The organism is Halostagnicola sp. A-GB9-2 (assembly GCF_030068615.1).
Classification (GTDB): Archaea; Halobacteriota; Halobacteria; order Halobacteriales; family Natrialbaceae; genus Halostagnicola.
Genome location: NZ_JASJOC010000006.1, coordinates 60,918 through 78,156 on the forward strand (window position 1 = coordinate 60,918; position 17,239 = coordinate 78,156).

At 62.4% G+C, this 17,239-nt stretch carries 18 protein-coding genes; 11 read left to right on the forward strand and 7 right to left on the reverse strand.

Features of this window, described 5'->3' with window-relative positions:
* Position 1: 1 nt before the first annotated feature.
* Positions 2-1,882, reverse strand: coding sequence for a rhomboid family intramembrane serine protease (locus tag QNM96_RS15020; RefSeq protein WP_283837368.1), 1,881 nt, complete (start codon positions 1,880-1,882; stop codon positions 2-4).
* A gap of 126 nt (positions 1,883-2,008) precedes the next feature.
* On the opposite strand from QNM96_RS15020, the gene QNM96_RS15025 reads away from it, so the two are divergent.
* A complete protein-coding gene (locus tag QNM96_RS15025; RefSeq protein WP_283837370.1) occupies positions 2,009-2,293 on the forward strand; it encodes a DNA-directed RNA polymerase subunit L in 285 nt (94 codons plus the stop codon).
* A 127-nt stretch (positions 2,294-2,420) separates the two neighbouring features.
* Here QNM96_RS15025 and QNM96_RS15030 read toward each other — a convergent pair whose 3' ends face one another.
* Together QNM96_RS15030 and hisF are read right to left on the reverse strand one after the other, a co-directional pair.
* On the reverse strand, positions 2,421-3,269 hold the full coding sequence (locus tag QNM96_RS15030; protein WP_283837371.1) for a hypothetical protein: 849 nt from the start codon (positions 3,267-3,269) through the stop codon (positions 2,421-2,423).
* Between the two features lie 175 nt (positions 3,270-3,444).
* Positions 3,445-4,257 carry an imidazole glycerol phosphate synthase subunit HisF gene (gene hisF, locus QNM96_RS15035; protein ID WP_283837659.1) on the reverse strand — a complete coding sequence of 271 codons (813 nt, stop codon included), beginning with the start codon at positions 4,255-4,257 and terminating at the stop codon, positions 3,445-3,447.
* 147 nt (positions 4,258-4,404) lie between these two features.
* On the opposite strand from hisF, the gene QNM96_RS15040 reads away from it, so the two are divergent.
* Positions 4,405-4,587, forward strand: a complete 183-nt coding sequence (locus QNM96_RS15040) for a hypothetical protein (protein ID WP_283837372.1) — start codon at positions 4,405-4,407, stop codon at positions 4,585-4,587.
* A 21-nt stretch (positions 4,588-4,608) separates the two neighbouring features.
* Here QNM96_RS15040 and QNM96_RS15045 read toward each other — a convergent pair whose 3' ends face one another.
* Both QNM96_RS15045 and QNM96_RS15050 read right to left on the reverse strand, forming a co-directional pair.
* A complete protein-coding gene (locus QNM96_RS15045) occupies positions 4,609-4,830 on the reverse strand; it encodes a ribbon-helix-helix domain-containing protein (RefSeq protein WP_283837373.1) in 222 nt (73 codons plus the stop codon).
* Positions 4,831-5,038: 208 nt separating this feature from the next.
* Positions 5,039-5,338: a hypothetical protein gene (locus QNM96_RS15050; RefSeq protein ID WP_283837374.1), complete on the reverse strand. Its 300-nt coding sequence runs from the start codon at positions 5,336-5,338 to the stop codon at positions 5,039-5,041.
* Between the two features lie 399 nt (positions 5,339-5,737).
* On the opposite strand from QNM96_RS15050, the gene QNM96_RS15055 reads away from it, so the two are divergent.
* The 9 genes from QNM96_RS15055 (at position 5,738) to QNM96_RS15095 (ending at position 15,445) form a co-directional block, all read left to right on the forward strand.
* Complete coding sequence (locus QNM96_RS15055) at positions 5,738-6,328, forward strand: sulfite oxidase-like oxidoreductase (RefSeq protein WP_283837375.1); 591 nt, start codon at positions 5,738-5,740, stop codon at positions 6,326-6,328.
* A 32-nt stretch (positions 6,329-6,360) separates the two neighbouring features.
* On the forward strand, positions 6,361-7,698 hold the full coding sequence (locus QNM96_RS15060) for an isochorismate synthase (protein WP_283837377.1): 1,338 nt from the start codon (positions 6,361-6,363) through the stop codon (positions 7,696-7,698).
* Positions 7,695-9,503 carry a 2-succinyl-5-enolpyruvyl-6-hydroxy-3-cyclohexene-1-carboxylic-acid synthase gene (menD, locus tag QNM96_RS15065; RefSeq protein ID WP_283837378.1) on the forward strand — a complete coding sequence of 603 codons (1,809 nt, stop codon included), beginning with the start codon at positions 7,695-7,697 and terminating at the stop codon, positions 9,501-9,503. Before QNM96_RS15060 ends, menD begins: the two co-directional genes overlap by 4 nt.
* A 66-nt stretch (positions 9,504-9,569) precedes the next feature.
* Positions 9,570-10,508: a 1,4-dihydroxy-2-naphthoyl-CoA synthase gene (locus tag QNM96_RS15070; protein ID WP_283837380.1), complete on the forward strand. Its 939-nt coding sequence runs from the start codon at positions 9,570-9,572 to the stop codon at positions 10,506-10,508.
* A 148-nt stretch (positions 10,509-10,656) separates the two neighbouring features.
* Positions 10,657-11,595: a 1,4-dihydroxy-2-naphthoate polyprenyltransferase gene (locus QNM96_RS15075; RefSeq protein WP_283837381.1), complete on the forward strand. Its 939-nt coding sequence runs from the start codon at positions 10,657-10,659 to the stop codon at positions 11,593-11,595.
* On the forward strand, positions 11,592-12,635 hold the full coding sequence (locus QNM96_RS15080) for an o-succinylbenzoate synthase (RefSeq protein ID WP_283837382.1): 1,044 nt from the start codon (positions 11,592-11,594) through the stop codon (positions 12,633-12,635). Before QNM96_RS15075 ends, QNM96_RS15080 begins: the two co-directional genes overlap by 4 nt.
* A complete protein-coding gene (menE, locus tag QNM96_RS15085) occupies positions 12,635-14,209 on the forward strand; it encodes an o-succinylbenzoate--CoA ligase (RefSeq protein WP_283837384.1) in 1,575 nt (524 codons plus the stop codon). The genes QNM96_RS15080 and menE overlap by 1 nt, the downstream gene beginning before the upstream one ends.
* A gap of 54 nt (positions 14,210-14,263) precedes the next feature.
* Positions 14,264-15,019 (forward strand): NRDE family protein, encoded by a 756-nt coding sequence (locus QNM96_RS15090; protein WP_283837385.1) that lies wholly within the window; start codon positions 14,264-14,266, stop codon positions 15,017-15,019.
* A 75-nt stretch (positions 15,020-15,094) separates the two neighbouring features.
* The gene (locus QNM96_RS15095; protein ID WP_283837386.1) at positions 15,095-15,445 is read left to right on the forward strand and encodes a MarR family transcriptional regulator; all 351 of its coding nucleotides are present in this window, start codon (positions 15,095-15,097) and stop codon (positions 15,443-15,445) included.
* Positions 15,446-15,570: 125 nt separating this feature from the next.
* Here QNM96_RS15095 and gatA read toward each other — a convergent pair whose 3' ends face one another.
* Together gatA and gatC are read right to left on the reverse strand one after the other, a co-directional pair.
* Positions 15,571-16,869, reverse strand: coding sequence for an Asp-tRNA(Asn)/Glu-tRNA(Gln) amidotransferase subunit GatA (gene gatA, locus QNM96_RS15100; RefSeq protein WP_283837388.1), 1,299 nt, complete (start codon positions 16,867-16,869; stop codon positions 15,571-15,573).
* A 2-nt stretch (positions 16,870-16,871) separates the two neighbouring features.
* Complete coding sequence (gene gatC / locus QNM96_RS15105) at positions 16,872-17,150, reverse strand: Asp-tRNA(Asn)/Glu-tRNA(Gln) amidotransferase subunit GatC (RefSeq protein ID WP_283837390.1); 279 nt, start codon at positions 17,148-17,150, stop codon at positions 16,872-16,874.
* Positions 17,151-17,239: the final 89 nt, after the last annotated feature.

The window sequence follows — 17,239 nt, forward strand, 5'->3', positions numbered from 1 at the left end:
GTTAGTTGATTTCGTTGTACTCCTCTTTTTCTGCGACTTGAACGATCGTTCCGTCGGTGCTCGCGTAGATCCCGCCATCTTCGTGGATGAACTCGATGCCGCCGGCCTGGGCAGTCTCGCCATCATCGGGAACCTCAACGACCGTCGAATCGACGGTCTCACCGTCGTCGTTGGTCAGTTCGACCTCGAGAACGAATTCGTCCTCGTCGGTCGCGACCGTGACCATCCGATCGTCGATCTGAACGTTCGCCATCGACTCATCTGCTGTGAACGCCAGCTGTCCCTCGCCGTCGGCTTCGGAGAGCCAGATCTGGTAGACCGGATCGTTCCCCGTCGGAACCCAGCCGGTCCGTTCGGCGTGGACCGTTTCTCGCCAACCGGGGCCGCCGACCGAAACCGTTTCTTCGCCACTGAACTCGAGTTGATGGGCCGTCACGGTCTCTTGCCAGATGTGGCGTTCGTCGCTCGAGACGATGACGCCGTTCGATTCGACCGTCGTATCCTGCCCGAACGCGCCGATGTCGATGACGCCGACAAGTTCGTTTTCTTCGCCTTCGACGTACTCGATCGTGTAATCCTCGACGGTGATCGAGTTGTCCGCAGTCTCGGTCTCTCCCGAAATGACGAAGAGATTCACTGGAAGCGCGGGTCCAGAAATGGCCGCAACGACGAGGATAATAACGAGGAACGCGGCCTGTCGTCCACTAAGCGCCGAAAACGCGCCCGAATCACGCGGGTAGCTTCCGCGGTTGATAGCGTCGACCCGTTCGAGATTGTCCCTCGTCTTGTCTCGACTCGAGGCGCCGATCTCGAGGATACGATCGATCGTGACATTCGTACGAATCTCGCGGCTGGCAGTCGACGAGCGAGTGAATCGCTCTCGGACTCTTGTGGGAACGAGTGGCCGTTCCGAGGCGGTGACTGCCAGCGTAACGACGAGTGCGAGCGCGGTGACGATCGCAATGCCAGGTCCCTGGAATAGATAGTAGATGTTCTGATCGCCGAACCAGTAAATCTGCCACAGTCCCTGTGCGAACCCGAAGATAAGAATCGCGATCCACAATCGAAGTGCGTTCGGCCGATAGTTCCGACGATGGAGGAGTATCGCACCGAGAATAAAGCCGATAAAAAACCCGAGCGCGTGGCCCTGAATGGCGACGTTCGCCCACGACGGAGCCATCGCAGGGCTCGGTTCCGCGATATACACGCCGACCGGAGTCAATAGCGCCCGATACGTCGTCAACAGGATGGTTTGGCCGCCGAGTATCGCCACAATCGTGTGAATTGGGTATCGAACGATCGCAAAGCCAGCAAACGCGAAGACGATGCCGGAGAAGCCGATCACCGGACCGAGCGCAAACAGGCTCGTGACGAGTCCGATCGCGACGACTGCCAGCGGAAAGATGACGAACGCCCGAATCCGTGGATTCGTCCACATCGACGCTATCGAGCGCTCTTCACGCCAGTTCGGATGCTTATCTCGCTCGTTTGAGTACTCGTCTCGTCCGTTCGGGTAGTGACCCCACGCGTACTCAGCGATCGGTGCGACGACGAGCGCTCCGAAGAAGTTACTCAGAAGGTGCCCCGAACTCGCGTGGGTAAACGATGCAGAGGCCATTCCGAGCGGGTAGTAGTACGACCACGCTCGATAGGGGATCGACACCGGATCGCTGAAATCGGAGATTCCGTCCTGTACGAAGAGATACACGGCGAGGACGAACGCGAGAACGATGACGGTTCCCCACGGAACGCCGAGAACGAATCGGGAACGAAGCACATCTCGCCATCGCCGTTCGGGTTCGTGCACCCACCTGATGGCCACAATCGATACGATGATCGTCGCTGCGAGGATGAGTCCCAGCACGACCCCGATCGGATCCATATCCCTCCCGTTCGAGCGAAGCAGTATAGGGGTTTATCTTCGCGCGCTCGTCGAACAGCAGGTACCCCAAACTGGACGAACGGCGTCTTCGAAAGGTACAAGCACGTGACGCTCGGATGAAATCGTATGGAATTGCGGGTCACCGAACGCACGGAGACCGAGCTTTCGATCGAGATCGGTGGAGAGGATCACACGTTCATGAACGTGCTCAAAGGCACACTCCTCGAGCACGAGGATATCGCCGCGGCAACCTACGACGTGAACCCGGAACAGTCGGGTGGACAGACCGAACCTATCCTGACGATCAAGACCGAACCGGGCGTCGACCCGATCGACGCGCTCGAGGAGGGTGCAGGAAACATTCGCGATAAAACGACGGCGTTTCGCAACGCGTTCGAAGCGGCAGTCTAATTCTGGTTCGATGATGTGCGGTCGATCCCACTATCGTTGAGAGCCATAGTGCTCGAGAATCAAGACGATACAGGTTGGGAGATGACCGTTGAGTACGACGCATCGTAATCACAACGTGATATCCGTCTCAGCACGCGGTGTATAGGACGAGTATCGATCCGTCGGGTCCAACGTGGATATCGATTCCTTCCGCGTCGAACTCCGGCCGTTCGATGTCCTGTGTCTCCATCCTCTCGAGTAGTTCGTCCGCAACGTCGTCCGCGAGTTCGCTTTCGGTTTCGTACTCCTCAATCGAGGAGTCGGCCAGAAGCTGGTAGCCCCGTGGCTCCTGTTCGCAGGTGAGATCGAACTCCGCTGGATTCGCGCGTTCGCCGCCGTCATCGTCAGTGTACGCATCGACAACGAGGCGTTGGTTTTCGGCGGTCGCGAACTCCTCGAGACCGTCATTGTACGCGAGCGGTTCGTCAAGTTCATCCCCGCCGTCGGTTTCCGCTTCGCCGGTCGCCTCCTGTTCGGCAGTGAGTCTTTCGTGGACTACCAGCGCCGTTTCCTCGAGGTTGATTCCCTCCGCTTCGGTATCCTCGCCGGGAAGGTCAGTCCCGACTCCCGGTAGAACCGATAACGGGACGATGCCGGTCGCGAATAAGGCGACGACGAGCGCGATCACGACAATGACCGGCGAGTACGGTTTCGCAACTTCGAGCCATCCGGGAACCTCGAGATCGTTGTCGACATCCTCGAAGGTCTGTCTGGTTTTCTCGAGCGTGTGGTTTCCACAGCGGGCACAGGGTGGCGAGTTCCGCATGTGCTCTCGCCCGCAGTTCGTACAGGCCCAGACGTAGGTCGGTGCCGTCTCGACCGTGCCGTCGTCCGCCTCGGCGTCCTCGACTCGAACGAACGAGTTGTAGCCGCAGCTATCACACGGGGGATCGTTCGACTCGTGTGGTTCGTCGCACCACGCACACCGCCACGTCACTGTTAGTAGCGGTTGACCGCGCGTGCATAAGGATACTGAATCGCATTCCGTCCTCGAGATTTGACTCGTGTGCGCGGACTCGAGATCGATCCGTAAACGCAGGCTCGAGAAGAGAGGCCGAACACTGAGAGGGCAAACAGGAGGTGATTGAACGCCGACGGAACGCAGTATTCGCTCACTGGCGAACTGGAACGTCTCGCTCTGCCAACTGGTCTTTAACCTCGGCGACTGAGTACTCGTCGAAGTGAAAGATCGAGGCTGCGAGTCCGGCGTCGGCATCGGCTTCGGTGAATACTTCGTGCATATGTTCGGGGCCGCCACAACCCGACGAGGCGATAACTGGCGTATCGACCGCCTCACAGACCGCCGTCGTGAGCGGAATATCGTAGCCGTCTTTCGTCCCGTCCCGGTCGATCGAGTTGACGAACAGTTCGCCCGCGCCTCGAGACTCGACCTCGCGGGCCCATTCGATCACGTCGACGCCGGTTCCCTCTCGGCCGCCCTTTTTGGTACACTCAAACCAGCACGACTCCCCGTCGATTTCGACGTAGTTCTCGCCATCTTCGTCGTAGCGACGGCGTGCGTCGACGCTGATTACGATGCACTGACTACCGAAGGCGCGGGCTCCCTCGTTGACGAGTTCAGGCCGCTCGAGTGCGCCGGTGGTGATTGAGACCTTGTCGGCTCCCGCGCGCAGTGTCTCCTTGATATCCTCGGTGGTCCGGATTCCACCGCCGACTGTCAACGGGATGAACACCTCGTCGGCGACGCGAGAGACCACGTCGAGCATGGTCTCTCGCCCCTCTGCGGAGGCGGTGATGTCGAGAAAGACGAACTCGTCGGCACCGGCCTCGTTGTACGCTTTGGCCATTTCGACCGGGTCACCGGTGTATTTCAGGTCCTCGAAGTGGACGCCGGTGTAGACGGCGGGATTTCCCTCGTCGTCGAGGTCGACGTCGATACAGGGAATGATTCGTTTCGTGAGCATACCGTCGTGTTGGGGCGACCGGCGTTTGATGGTTTCGACCACGACATGGTCTTGGCCCATTCGAGGCGTCCTCCGAACGGCTCGTCCAACAGCCCGGTTCTCGAGCACGTAGGAGGTCTTAAGTGATCGAAACCGAAAGCACTCGGTATGGCAGACGACAGCGAACCCACAGTGGACGATGATTCGGGAGCAGACATCGGTCACGATCTCGAGGCAGACCGAACGACCGCGCCGATGAGTGACTTTTCGCTCAAAAACGTCGGCATCGGCGCAATCGTTCTGGCCGTCGGACTGGCGATCAGTTACGCCCTTCCACTCCTAGCCGCCTGAAGAGAAGAAATCGAACCGCGATTAGAAGACGTACTCGTCGTCGTGGCCCATCATTCCGTCGTCTTCGAGGCCACCGCCGCCCGTTTCGTCTTCGTCCATCGGTCCGCTCGTTTTGTAGGCCTTGATACCTGTCGATAGGAGGTCTTCGATCGCTTCCTCACGGTTGACGAACTCACCGCGCTCGACCATTTGCGCGATTTGCATCTCGAGGTGTTCTGGGATAGTGATCTCTACTTTCGGCATCTGACTCGCGTTTCGGCAAGGGGGTATTTAGATTTGACGGGGATTGTGCACACCTGGGAACGCTGGGGCGAAACGAACGATCGGCAGTAACAGGACGAAATCGACTCAGCTGGCCCGAGCGTCACAGTTCGACGGCAGAAAGATCGAAACGAGGGGATCGCCCTCGAGCAATCGGTAGCCGTCGTGGATACGAATCGTTGTTCCCGAACTACTTGTTGCCCATCATCGAATCGATGGTGTTCTTGATGGTCGAACCGGGCTGGGTGATCATCTCGAGTTGCTGGCGCATTTTTCGCTGGTTGAAGTAGCTCGCGAACGCGAGAATCGTCGGCGGCCAGAGGCCGACGAAGAGACCGCGCTGGCGGTCACCGCGGATGAAAAAGTAGTACCACGACAGCCCGACCGACGCGGCCGATGCTAACAGTGCGGGCCCGAGTGCCTGTTCGCCGACTTCCTGTGCTTGCTCTCCGGAAACGCCTTCCGTTCCCATCTCTTGTTTTGAAGCCATGCATCAACACGGTCGACGAGACCGTACTAATTCGTGGCGAGGGTTCCGAACGGTACCACCAAATTGAACGCCTGAGAGACTGTTTCAGGTGGGTTTCGAGGGATCCGCCGTCCGTTGAATTCGACATTTATTCGCTGTTCGTCGACGGGGCCTCTGGTGGGAACGGGCGTTCAAACTAAATCGCGAACGGATCGTCGCCATCTGCCGTCGATTTCGCCCCTCTGATACTGTTGGCTATAAATCCTTTACAATTCTGTCGCCTCGGGGGCGAGACTATTCACACGGTTACAGCCGCAGCATGACTCCACGCTGTCTCCCCGCCGACCTCGAGATTCCCGAGCGCTGTGTAACGGCTCGCTCAAGCGGTACATCTACCTGTATAGGCCCCAACGGTCGGACATGAAAGACGTCACCGACTGCTACGAGGAGTTTGGGGACGAACGGCTTCCGCCGGGACAGCGCGAAACGACCGAGTTTCCGGTCCTTTCCAAGAGCGGAACGCCGCCGTTCGACCCGGAATCCTGGCAGTTTACCGTTACGGGTGCAGTCGAGGAAGAACGCTCGTTTTCCTGGGCGGAGTTTCGGAACCTACCCGCCGAAACCCAGCGCCAGGATTTTCACTGCGTGACCGGCTGGAGCACGTTCGATCGCGAGTTCACGGGCGTTTCGTTCCCCGAACTCGCCGATCTGGCGGGCGTTCGGGACGACGCCGTCCACGTCATGTTCTCTGCGATGGACGACTACACGACGGACCTGCCTCTCGAGGAGTGCATGCGTGAAGACGTGCTGTTCACGTGGGAACTCGACGGCGAGGAGTTACCCCGAGACCACGGTGGACCACTTCGCGTCGTGACGCCGCACAAGTACGCCTACAAAGGAGCGAAATGGGTCGACGGCGTCGAGTTTTTAACCGAATCCGAACTCGGCTACTGGGAGCGCCGTGGTTACTCCGAGACGGCGAATCCGTGGCGTGAGGAACGATATAGTTAGGCTGAAGGCACGCCGGTCCCGAGGAATGGTCGATGGAGCGACCGTCGGGTGGACGGGAGGTGGCAGGAACGCTCGCACGAGACGTCCCCGAGTATCACAGTTGCAGTTGCGAACTCGAGGGCGTCTCCTTCGGGGCCGTAGTCGACAGCAACGACGAGCCACGCATCCAGTGGGCGACCCCCGACGGACTCGAAATCGCTGGGACCGGCGTTGCGACGCGATTTCGGGCGAACGGACCGGGAAGATTCGACGCGCTTCGGTCCGAGGCGAGACGAACGTTCGATCGGCTCGAGTATGACGGCCCGGCAGTCGCTCGACCGCGGGCGTTCGGCGGCGTGGCGTTTCACGACGGTCACGAGCCGGACGGACCGTGGGACGGATTCGAGGCGGCTTCGTTCGTCCTTCCCACGGTTCAGGCCACGCGAAGGAATGGCGGCGTCTGGCTCACGGCAACCGCGACGGACGAAGACGAAGCGACAGACCGACTCGAGCGGTGGAGACAGCGCCTCGAAGAGTTGCCTTCGATGCGCCCGAGCGGTAGCGGCCCCGGCGTCGACGGGACCAGCAGGTCGACGACGTCGGACGAGTGGACCGAACAGGTCGAAACCGCCCTCGAACGCATCGAACGGGGCGAACTCACCAAAGTCGTCCTCGCACAATCGCTGACGGCGACGCTCGACGGGCCCGTCGATGTTCCGGCAACCCTCGAGCGATTGCGCAGGAAGTACCCGAACTGCTATCGGTTTTTGGTCGGCCACGAAACGGGCGGGACGTTTTTCGGCGCACCGCCCGAGCGACTCGTCTCCAAACGTGGCCGGACGGTCGAAACGGAGGCGCTCGCCGGGTCGGTTCCGCGGGGGGAGAGCCTCGAATCCGACAGCGAGTTTGCAGCGACACTACGCAACAGCGAGAAGGTACAGCGCGAACACGGTCTCGTCGTCGAGGCGATTCGAGATCAGCTCGACCCGCTGGCGGAATCGGTGACCGTTTCCGAGCAGACGATCAGACAGCTGGCGACAATACAACACCTCCAGACGCCGATTTCGGCGACGCTCAGCGATGATTGTCACGTTCTCGACATCGTGGAAGCGCTTCACCCGACCCCCGCGGTCGGCGGCGTCCCGCCGACGAACGCCTGGGAGACGATTCGATCGACCGAGGCGTTCGATCGCGGTTGGTACGCCGCTCCGATCGGCTGGTTCGACGGGAACGGCGACGGCGAGTTCGCCGTCGGCCTTCGATCCGCGGTCGCGACCGACAGCTCAGTTACGCTCTTTGCAGGGAACGGAATCGTCGCGGACAGCGACCCAGCCGAGGAGTGGGACGAGGTCCAACTCAAGTTCAGACCGATCCTCGACGAACTCCAATGACGGACGCACCCAACGAGGCGACGTTGTGGGCCCGAATCATCGTCGAGGAGCTCGCAGCGGGCGGACTCGAGGCGGTCTGTATCGCGCCGGGGAGCCGTTCGACGCCGCTTACGGTCGCGTTCGTCCAGCACGACGAAATCGAGGTGTTTTCACACCTAGACGAACGCTCGGCGGCGTTTTTCGCACTCGGACGAGGTCGACGGACGGGCGAGCCGACTGCGCTCGTCTGTACGTCAGGCACGGCGGCCGCGAACTTTCACCCGGCCGTTATCGAAGCGAATCAGGCTCGAGTACCGTTGCTCGTCCTCACGGCCGACCGTCCCCCGGAACTGCGCGACAGCGGCGCGAACCAGACGGTGGACCAGGTCAAGCTCTACGGCGATTCGGTTCGATGGTACGCCGAGCTCCCCGAGCCCAGAGCCCAGCGCCGGCGCGTGCGTTCGCTGCGAACGACGGCGGCTCGAGCGCTCGCGGAGACGCGAGGGACGCCTGCGGGACCGGTTCACCTCAACTGTCCGTTCCAGAAACCCCTCGAGCCGACGGAGGCGTCGGAGACGGTACCGAACTCGGTCGAGGACACGGTCGCTGGCGACGGTCGAAACGGAGCCTTCGTCGAAACTGCGCGGGGACGAATGGGGCCGTCGACCGAAGATTGTCGGACTATCGCACGCCAACTCGAGACGGCCAACAGACCGCTGATCGTCGCCGGCCCGGCGGATCCCGTCGGATACTCGGGTGGTGATTCACCGGGCGTCGACCCGGTACCCGTCCGACGGCTTTCGCGGGCCGTCGACGCACCGGTGCTCGCGGATCCGCTCTCCGGGTGCCGGTTCGGATCCCAGTTCCGGGCTTCTGATACCAATTCACCCATTTGTGGTGGCTACGACACGTACGTCTCAAAACTACCGACGCCCGACACCGTCTTCCGGTTCGGGGCGTCGCCAACGTCAAAGCCGCTCCGCCAGTACCTGGCAGACAGTTCCGCTCGACAGTTCCTCGTCGATCCGGCCGGCGAGTGGCGCGAAGCCACGTTCACCGCGACCGATCTGATCGCCGCGGAACCGGAAGCGGTCATCGACGCCGTGCTGGACGAACTCGAGGTGTCTCGGGGGCGGGAAACGACCGCCGAGGACTGGTTGGAAGAGTTCGAGACCGCAGAGCGAACACACTGGCGAGTTCACGAGCAGACGATAGCAGACGCGAAGTCGGAAGCGGACCACGGCCCACTCGAGGGGTCGATCCTTTCGGCCGTCTTTTCTGAAGCGCCGGATCCAGCGTCGATTTTCGTCTCGAACAGTATGCCGATCCGGGACGCGGACCGGTTCGGGAAACCGCGGCCGGCGGAGCTGACGGTGCTCGCGAACCGCGGGGCGAGCGGCATAGACGGGATCACGAGCACGGCACTCGGCGTCGGCAGCGCGACGGACGACCCGCTCGTGCTCGTCACCGGCGATCTGGCCTTCTACCACGATTCGAACGGGTTGCTCGCCGTCGACCGCTGCGACGTCGACGCGACCATCGTCGTACTCGACAACGACGGCGGCGGCATCTTCCACATGCTTCCGATCGAGGAGTTCGATCCCCCGTTTACCGGCCAGTTCAAAACGCCCCACGGCCTCGAGTTCGACTCGCTGGCGGACTTGTACGACCTCGAGTTCGAGACCGTCGACCCCGCGGCGTTTCCCGAACGGTACCGAGAGTCGGTTCGAAGCGATGGGACGCAAGTGCTCCACGTCGAGTTCGACGCCGAAGCGAGCCACCAGCGCCGAGAAGCGCTCGCAGAGCGGGTTCGATCTCGGCTGTAGCACGGCGGAATACCGCTTGGCCCCGCGAGCCGAACCTATTTCACCGCCAAGTGCCCAGTTTTGGACATGGTTTCAGAACACTTCGACCCGGAGCGGTGGGAACCGATCGAGGAATTCGACTTTCGCGATCTCACCTACCATCGAGCGGTCGACTCGGGAACCGTCCGCATCGCGTTCGACCGCCCCGCCGTTCGCAACGCGTTTCGGCCGGGCACCGTCGACGAACTGTACGACGCGCTCGAGCACGCCAAACGCCAGACCGATGTCGGCTGTATTCTGTTGACGGGGAACGGCCCTTCGCCCGAAGACGGCGGCTGGGCGTTCTGTTCCGGCGGCGATCAGACTGTTCGCGGTGAAGACGGCTACCAGTACGAGGACGACGAGGTGAGTGAGGCGCAACACGCCTCTGATAACGCGAGCGGGCAGAGCCCGCGAGCGCGAGCGTCGGAGCAGGGACGGCTTCACATCCTCGAGGTCCAGCGACTCATCCGCACTATCCCGAAGGTCGTCGTCTGCGTGGTTCCCGGCTGGGCCGTCGGCGGCGGTCACTCGCTCCACGTCGTCTGTGACCTCACGCTCGCGAGCGAGGAACACGCGAAGTTCCTCCAGACGGATCCCGATGTGGCGAGCTACGACGCCGGCTTCGGTTCCGCGTATCTCGCGAAACAGATCGGCCAGAAGAAAGCTCGAGAAGTGTTCTTCCTCGGGAAAACCTACTCCGCCGAGGAGGCCGAAGAGATGGGGATGGTCAACGAAGTCGTTCCCCACGAGGACCTCGAGGAGACGGCCCTCGAGTGGGGCCAACGGATCAATTCGAAGAGCCCGACGGCGATGCGGATGCTCAAGTACGCGTTCAACATGACCGACGACGGCATGGTCGGCCAGCAGGTCTTCGCCGGCGAAGCGACGCGGCTCGGATACATGACCGACGAGGCAAAGGAGGGGCGGGACGCGTTCGTCGAGGGGCGAGAGCCGGACTTTTCGGAGTACCCCTGGCAGTACTAGGGTTCTCGCGAACCAGTTGTGGGCACGCTTGCACTACTCGAGACGTTCCGAACGATCGGCATCCGCTCGAGCGCCAGATAATCGAATCGAGCCAACTGTTCAACCGCAATGCCAACGTTGACACTCCCTGAAGTGGGACACTCGAGTAATGAGTACGGCAACGGTTTCGCGGACGAAAGCCTGGGTGATGGCCGCTCGGCCACAGACGTTGCCGGCGGCCGCGGCACCGGTTATTGTGGGCATCGGACTCGCCGTTTCCGCGGGAGTATTCGCCCCACTGCCGGCGCTGATGGCGTTCGTGGGGGCGGCGCTGATTCAGGTCGGGACGAACTTCGCGAACGACTACTACGACGCCAAGAAAGGAGCGGACACCGATGATCGCGACGGATTCACTCGCGTGACCCAATCCGGGCTCATCGAACCCGGACAGGTCAAACTCGCAACGATCGTTACGTTCGGACTCGCGATCCTCGTCGGAACGTATCTGGTGTACGTCGGTGGCGTCCCGATTCTCGTGATCGGACTCGTGAGCGTCTTCTGCGGGTGGGCCTACACTGGCGGCCCCTACCCGCTCGGTTATCACGGACTGGGCGACCTGTTCGTCTTCGTCTTCTTCGGCGTCGTTGCCGTGATGGGGACGTTTTACGTTCAGGCCGCTTCGGTCTACGCAGACCCGTTGACGACGTCGGTTCCGGACGGAACGGTCACGATGACGGCGTTCGTCGCGAGCTTACCGGTCGCCGCAGTTTCGACTGCGATTCTCGTCGTCAACAACGTCCGGGACAGAGAGACCGACCGCGAAACGGGCAAACACACGCTCGCAGTTCGGCTCGGCTACGGGTGGAGTCGCGTCGAGTTCGTCGCGCTGCTCGTCCTCGCCTACGCGGTCCCGATCTGGTTCTGGCTCGGTGACGGTTTCGGACCTGCCATCCTGTTACCGCTTCTGTCGATTCCCTACGCCGCGATGATCACACAAACGATGTTGAACCGAACCGACGGAGACGCCCTCAATCCCGCGCTCGAGGACACGGGGAAACTGCTCACGATCGTCTCGATACTCCTTGCCGCGGGGTTGATACTCGGATGACGCCGACGCTTTCGTTCCGGCGCTTCTCGCTCCCGCTCGAGTCGCCACTCGAGACCGCTCACGGACGAATCGAACAGCGCGAAGGCTTTCTCGTGAAACTGACCGATGGCGACGCCGTCGGCTACGGGGAGGCGACGCCTCTCCCGGGGTGGACGGAATCGCTCGAGGCGTGCGAACGTGGGCTCGAACAGGCGAGAGCGGTGCTTTCTACGGAAGGAACAAGCCGAGCGATCGACACCGTCGACGACCGCGTGGCGGCCCGCCACGGTGTGACGCTTGCGGTCGCCGATCTGCGCTCCGCTCGCGACGCGACGCCGCTGTACCAGTACCTCGGCGGGGACGCGCTCGTCGGCCGGGTTCCGGTCAACGCGACGATCAGCGACGGAACGCCGGGGGAGACCGCCGAGGCGGTCGAGACGGCCGTTTCGCGAGGATTCGACTGCTGTAAGCTGAAAGTCGGCGTTCGTCCCGTCGAAACGGATATCGAACGCGTTCAGCAGGCTCGAGCGGCGGCCGGTCCGGAGGTCGAGCTTCGAGCCGACGCGAACGGGGCGTGGACCATCGAGGAGGCCGAATCCGCGATCGAGGGGTTCGCCGACTACGGCGTCTCGATCCTTGAACAGCCCCTCCCGGCGGGTGCACTGGAGGGCCACGCGGCGTTGCGCGGCCGAGGCGTCGGCATCGGCCTGGACGAGGGACTGCTCGAGCACGGCGTCGACGCGATCTGCGAGGCAGGTGCGGCGGATGCGATCGTTCTGAAACCCATGGCGCTCGGTGGGCTGGATATCGCCCAGCAGATCTCCGCGTGGCTTCGCGAACTCGAGGTCACGCCCATAGTGACCACGACCATCGACGCCGTCGTCGCCCGAACGGGTGCCGTCCATCTCGCAGCGGCGATCCCTGACCTCCCCGCCAGCGGACTCGCGACGGGTGAGTTGCTCGCCGAGGATCTGGGGCCCGATCCCGTCCTGTTCGAAAGCGGTTCGGCGGTCGTTCCGCAGGCGAAGGGTCTTGGGGTTTCGGGCCTCTGGTCCGAGTAATGCGCGAGTCCGTCGACTGGCCGACTGCGGATCTGCTGACTCATCGGCGCGAGACGACGCCCGACAAAACTGCGGTAATCGACACCGAGACCGACCGCCGGTGGAGCTACCGCGAGTTCGATTGCCGCGTGGACCGCGTCTCAAATGCTCTCGAGTCGATTATCAAGGCTCAGGCTACCAGCAATAGTGACGGACCGCCCCGAGTCGGTGTCCTGATGGAGACTCGCCCTGCGTTCGCGAGTCTCGTCTTCGCCGCGATGCGAACCGGGTGCGTTCTCGTCCCCCTGAACGTCCGCGAGACGGCGACCGAGATAGAATCGAAGATTGAGCGAACAGATCTCGAGGCCGTCATCTGCGAACGGGAGACAGAACCCCTGGCCGTCTCGAGCACGGCCAGACCGGTTTTCTCCGTCGACGAGCCGTCCGATTCGGGCTCGAAGTCCGTTCGCGTTCGACCGCTTCCGGCGGACTCGGGCGAGGCCATGACGGCTCCCGAACCGACCGTTCTGGATCGAGACGATCCGTTTCTGATCCTCTTTACCTCCGGAACGTCCGGCGAACCGAAGGGAGTTCGACTGACGGTCGGAAACCTCGTCTCGAGCGCGACTGCGTCTGCGTTTCGGCTTGGCGTTCTTCCGACGGATCGCTGGCTCTGCTGTCTTCCGATGTATCATATGGGCGGACTCGCCCCTGCGGTCCGGTCTGTGCTCTACGGGACGTCGCTCGTCATCCAGCGTGAATTCGAGCCGGAAGCGACCGCTCGAGTCCTCGCGGAATACGATATCAGCGGCGTCTCGCTCGTTCCGACGATGCTCAAGCGACTGCTCGAGGCAGGCTGGAGCGAGCCCGATTCGCTTCGATTCGTTCTGCTTGGCGGCGCGCCGGCCTCGAGCGAGCTACTCGAGCGGGCGCGAGAAGCCGACGTGCCCGCCTTTCCGACCTACGGAATGACCGAAACGGCTTCACAGATATCGACGGCGACTCCCGAACAATCACGGGCGCACGACGGAACCGTCGGCCAGCCGCTCGCTGTGACCGATGTCACTATCGCTGACGAGGACGGCGAGCCAGTATCGCGCGGTGAAACGGGGGAAATCGTCGTTTCGGGACCGACGGTGACGCCGGGCTATCTCGAGGACGAGCATACCGCAAAGGCGTTCGACGAACACGGACTGCACACAGGAGATATCGGCTACCGCGATCGGGACGGCCGACTGTGGGTGCTGAACCGGCGGAGCGACCGAATCGTGACGGGCGGCGAGAACGTCGATCCTGGCGAAGTCGCCGACGTCATTCGAGCCCATTCTGCGGTCGAGGAAATCGCAGTCGTCGGCCTGTCGGATCCGGAGTGGGGCGAGCGCGTCGGGACGCTGGTCGTCCCGTCCGGCTCTGCGAAGAACATGTCCGCAGGCGACCTACTCGGGTTCTGTGATGGCCAACTGGCGGGATTCAAGCAGCCGAAAACGATCGGTTTTACCGATTCGCTTCCGCGGACGTCATCGGGTACTGTGGACCGAGACGCTGTCCGGGATCTCCTCCGGGACGGCGGGATCGATGCGGCGGCGCTCGAGTGAGGAGCGCGACGATCGGGCGATAGCATATATACGCCAGGGTCCTACGTGTCTCTCGTGTGCACTCTGACCCTCGCCTGGCAGGTTTTCGACGACGCGCCCGTCGCCGTCGCGGCTAACAGGGACGAGGCCCTCGAGCGTCCGTCGACGCTCCCCAATATCTATCACGAGGAGCCGCTGGTGGTCGCGCCGAGGGATACGGAAGCCGGCGGGACCTGGATCGGGTACAACGAGCACGGCGTTTTCGCCGGAATCACGAACCGCTGGACCGACGCGGATCTCGCCGGGAATCGCTCTCGAGGATTGCTGGTCGGCGACGTTCTCGAAGCCGAGTCGGCGGCCGAAGCCGCGCAAACTATCGAAACGGCCACTGACGATCACGAATACGACGGATTCAACCTCACCGCCGCCGACGCGGAGCAGGCCTACTGCTACACGTGGGACGGCGAGTTGGAACGCCTCGAGTTCGAGCCGGGCGTCCACGTCGTGGTCAACGTGGCCGTCGACGACGAAGTCGCGATCCCATCAATTCGCCCGGAACTGGCTCGAGCGCAAGCGAGTAACGCCCGGTCAGTTCGAGACGAACTCGAGTCGAATTCTGGCGAACTCGCAGGCGAGTGGCTCGAGCGCGCGGGCGACGTTCTGGGCGACCACGAGTACGGCGTCTGTATCCACCGAGACGGGTTCGGCACGCGGTCGTCCTCGTTGATCGCACTCGGCGACGCGACGACCTACGAGTTCGCGGACGGCCCACCGTGTCGAACCGCCTACGAAGAACTGTCCTCGGTCGGCGGCCTCGAAGGCCACATTTAAGCGCCTTGCCCACTGTCTTTGTGATATGCGCGCACATCCGTTCGTAGCCACGAGTACGCTCGCGAGGTGGGTTCCGTGAGTCTCTCGACCGCCGAAGCCGAACTCTCCGCGGATGAACGAGCGGGTCTCGAACTCGTCCGCAACTCCGGGGGCATCCACCAGAGCGACTTCTGGAAGGAACTCGATGTCTCTTCGCGAAAGGGGAGCCGAATCGTCGAGTCGCTCGTCGAGAAGGAACTCGTCGACCGCGAAGATACGGTGTACAACGGACACAACACCTACTACATCACGCCGACCGCTCGAGATCTGGACTTTACGCTCCTGATGGCTGGCGATATGCTCTCGCCGTTCATCGGCGAGGAAGAGGTCGATCCCAACAGCGACGCGTTCTCGCAGTGGATCATGAACCTCGCGTATCAGGACTGAGTAACGCTCTTTCGCGATCGCTTCCAGTTGTCGCCGATCTCCGAGCACGCCGCCAATTCTTCCGATGCCGTCTCTCGCTGAGGCTCGTTCTTCCCAGTCGTCTCCTAACGTGATCGCTTCCCCGCTTACTCGAGTGCGCTACCGGCCCGAATAATCTCGCGCTCGCCGAAGGCCGGGCCGACGAGTTGGACGCCGACTGGGAGCCCGTCGGTCTCGCCCGCAGGAACCGAAATCGCCGGCAGGTTAGCGAGGTTTACCGGTACCGTGTTCGCGTCGGCGAGGTACATCGTCAGCGGGTCCTCGAGGCTCTCGCCGAGTTCGAACGGCGGAACCGGCATCGTCGGCGAGGCGAGCACGTCGGCTTCCGAAAGCGCCTCGTCGAAGTCCTGTTTGACCCACGCTCTGGCGTCCTGTGCCTTTTTGTAGTACTTGTCGTGGTAACCGGCCGAGAGCGCGTACGTGCCGAGCAGGATGCGGCGCTTGACCTCGTCGCCGAACCCTTCCTTTCGAGCCTGCGAGAACGCCTCGTTCCAGTTGTCGTTTTCACCCTTCTCGCCGGCGGCGTGACCGTACCGGACGCCGTCGAACCGCGCGAGGTTCGAGGAGGCTTCCGACATCGCGATCACGTAGTACGCTTCGACGGCGTGTTCGACTGACGGGAGGCTGACTTCCTCGTAGGTCGCCCCTTGGGCCTCGAGATCCTCGATTGCGTCCCAGAACGTCTCGACGACGCCCTCGTCCGCGCCCTCGAGCAGCTCCGTTGGAACGCCGATGGTCAGGCCGTCGACATCCCCGTCAGCGGCGGACGCGTACGATTTTCCGTCGGTGTCGTTCTCTGCCCCACCTGGCGGCTCGCGGGTGGTCGCATCTCGTTCGTCCGGACCCGCGATAACGTCGAGCAGGGAGGCGGCCTCCTCGACGCTCGAGCCGAAGGGGCCGATCTGTTCTAAGCTGTTCCCGTAGGCGACCAGTCCGTACCGCGAGACCAGTCCGTAGGTTGGCTTGATGCCGACGACGCCACAGAAGGCGGCCGGACAGCGGATCGAACCGCCGGTGTCGGATCCAAGCGCGAGGTCGGCCTCGTCGGCGGCGACGGCCGCGGCCGAACCGCCCGACGAGCCGCCGGGGACGTGTCCCGGTGCGGCGGGGTTGTCAGTCGACCCGAAAAAGGAGGTCTCGGTCGTCGTTCCCATCCCAAATTCGTCCATATTCGTCTTCCCGACGATGGTCGCACCGGCGTCCTTGAGCCGGGAGACGACCGTCGCGTCGTAGGGCGGGACGTACTCCTCGAGCATTTTCGACCCGCAGGTGGTCCGGACGCCTTCGGTCGAAATGTTGTCCTTGACGGCGACGGTTTTGCCGGCCAGTGGCCCGTCGTCGTCGCCCGCTATCGTCTCGTCGGTGATGAAGATATTCTCGGACATGATCAGGAGACGTTTGGCCCTTTGAAGTAGCCGTCCTCGGTTTCGGGGGCGTTCTCGAGTGCCGATTCGCTGTCGAGTGAGTCACGAACCTCGTCGGGTTCCATGACGTTCGTGAGCTCTGCGTCCTGGTCCACCGCTGGAACCTCGTCTAACGTCTCGAAGTACTCGAGGATATCCGCGAACTGGCCGGTGAACTGTTCGATCTCGTCGTCCTCGAGATCGACCCGGGCCAGCGACGCGACGTGGCGGACGTCCTCCGGAGTAACGGCGTCGTCGCTCATATACAATCGCACCGGCCTGTCGGGAGTAAGCGTTTCGATACGACCGACAGGTGAGGGTACTGATCCGGGAGACTACGGCCGCGGATACC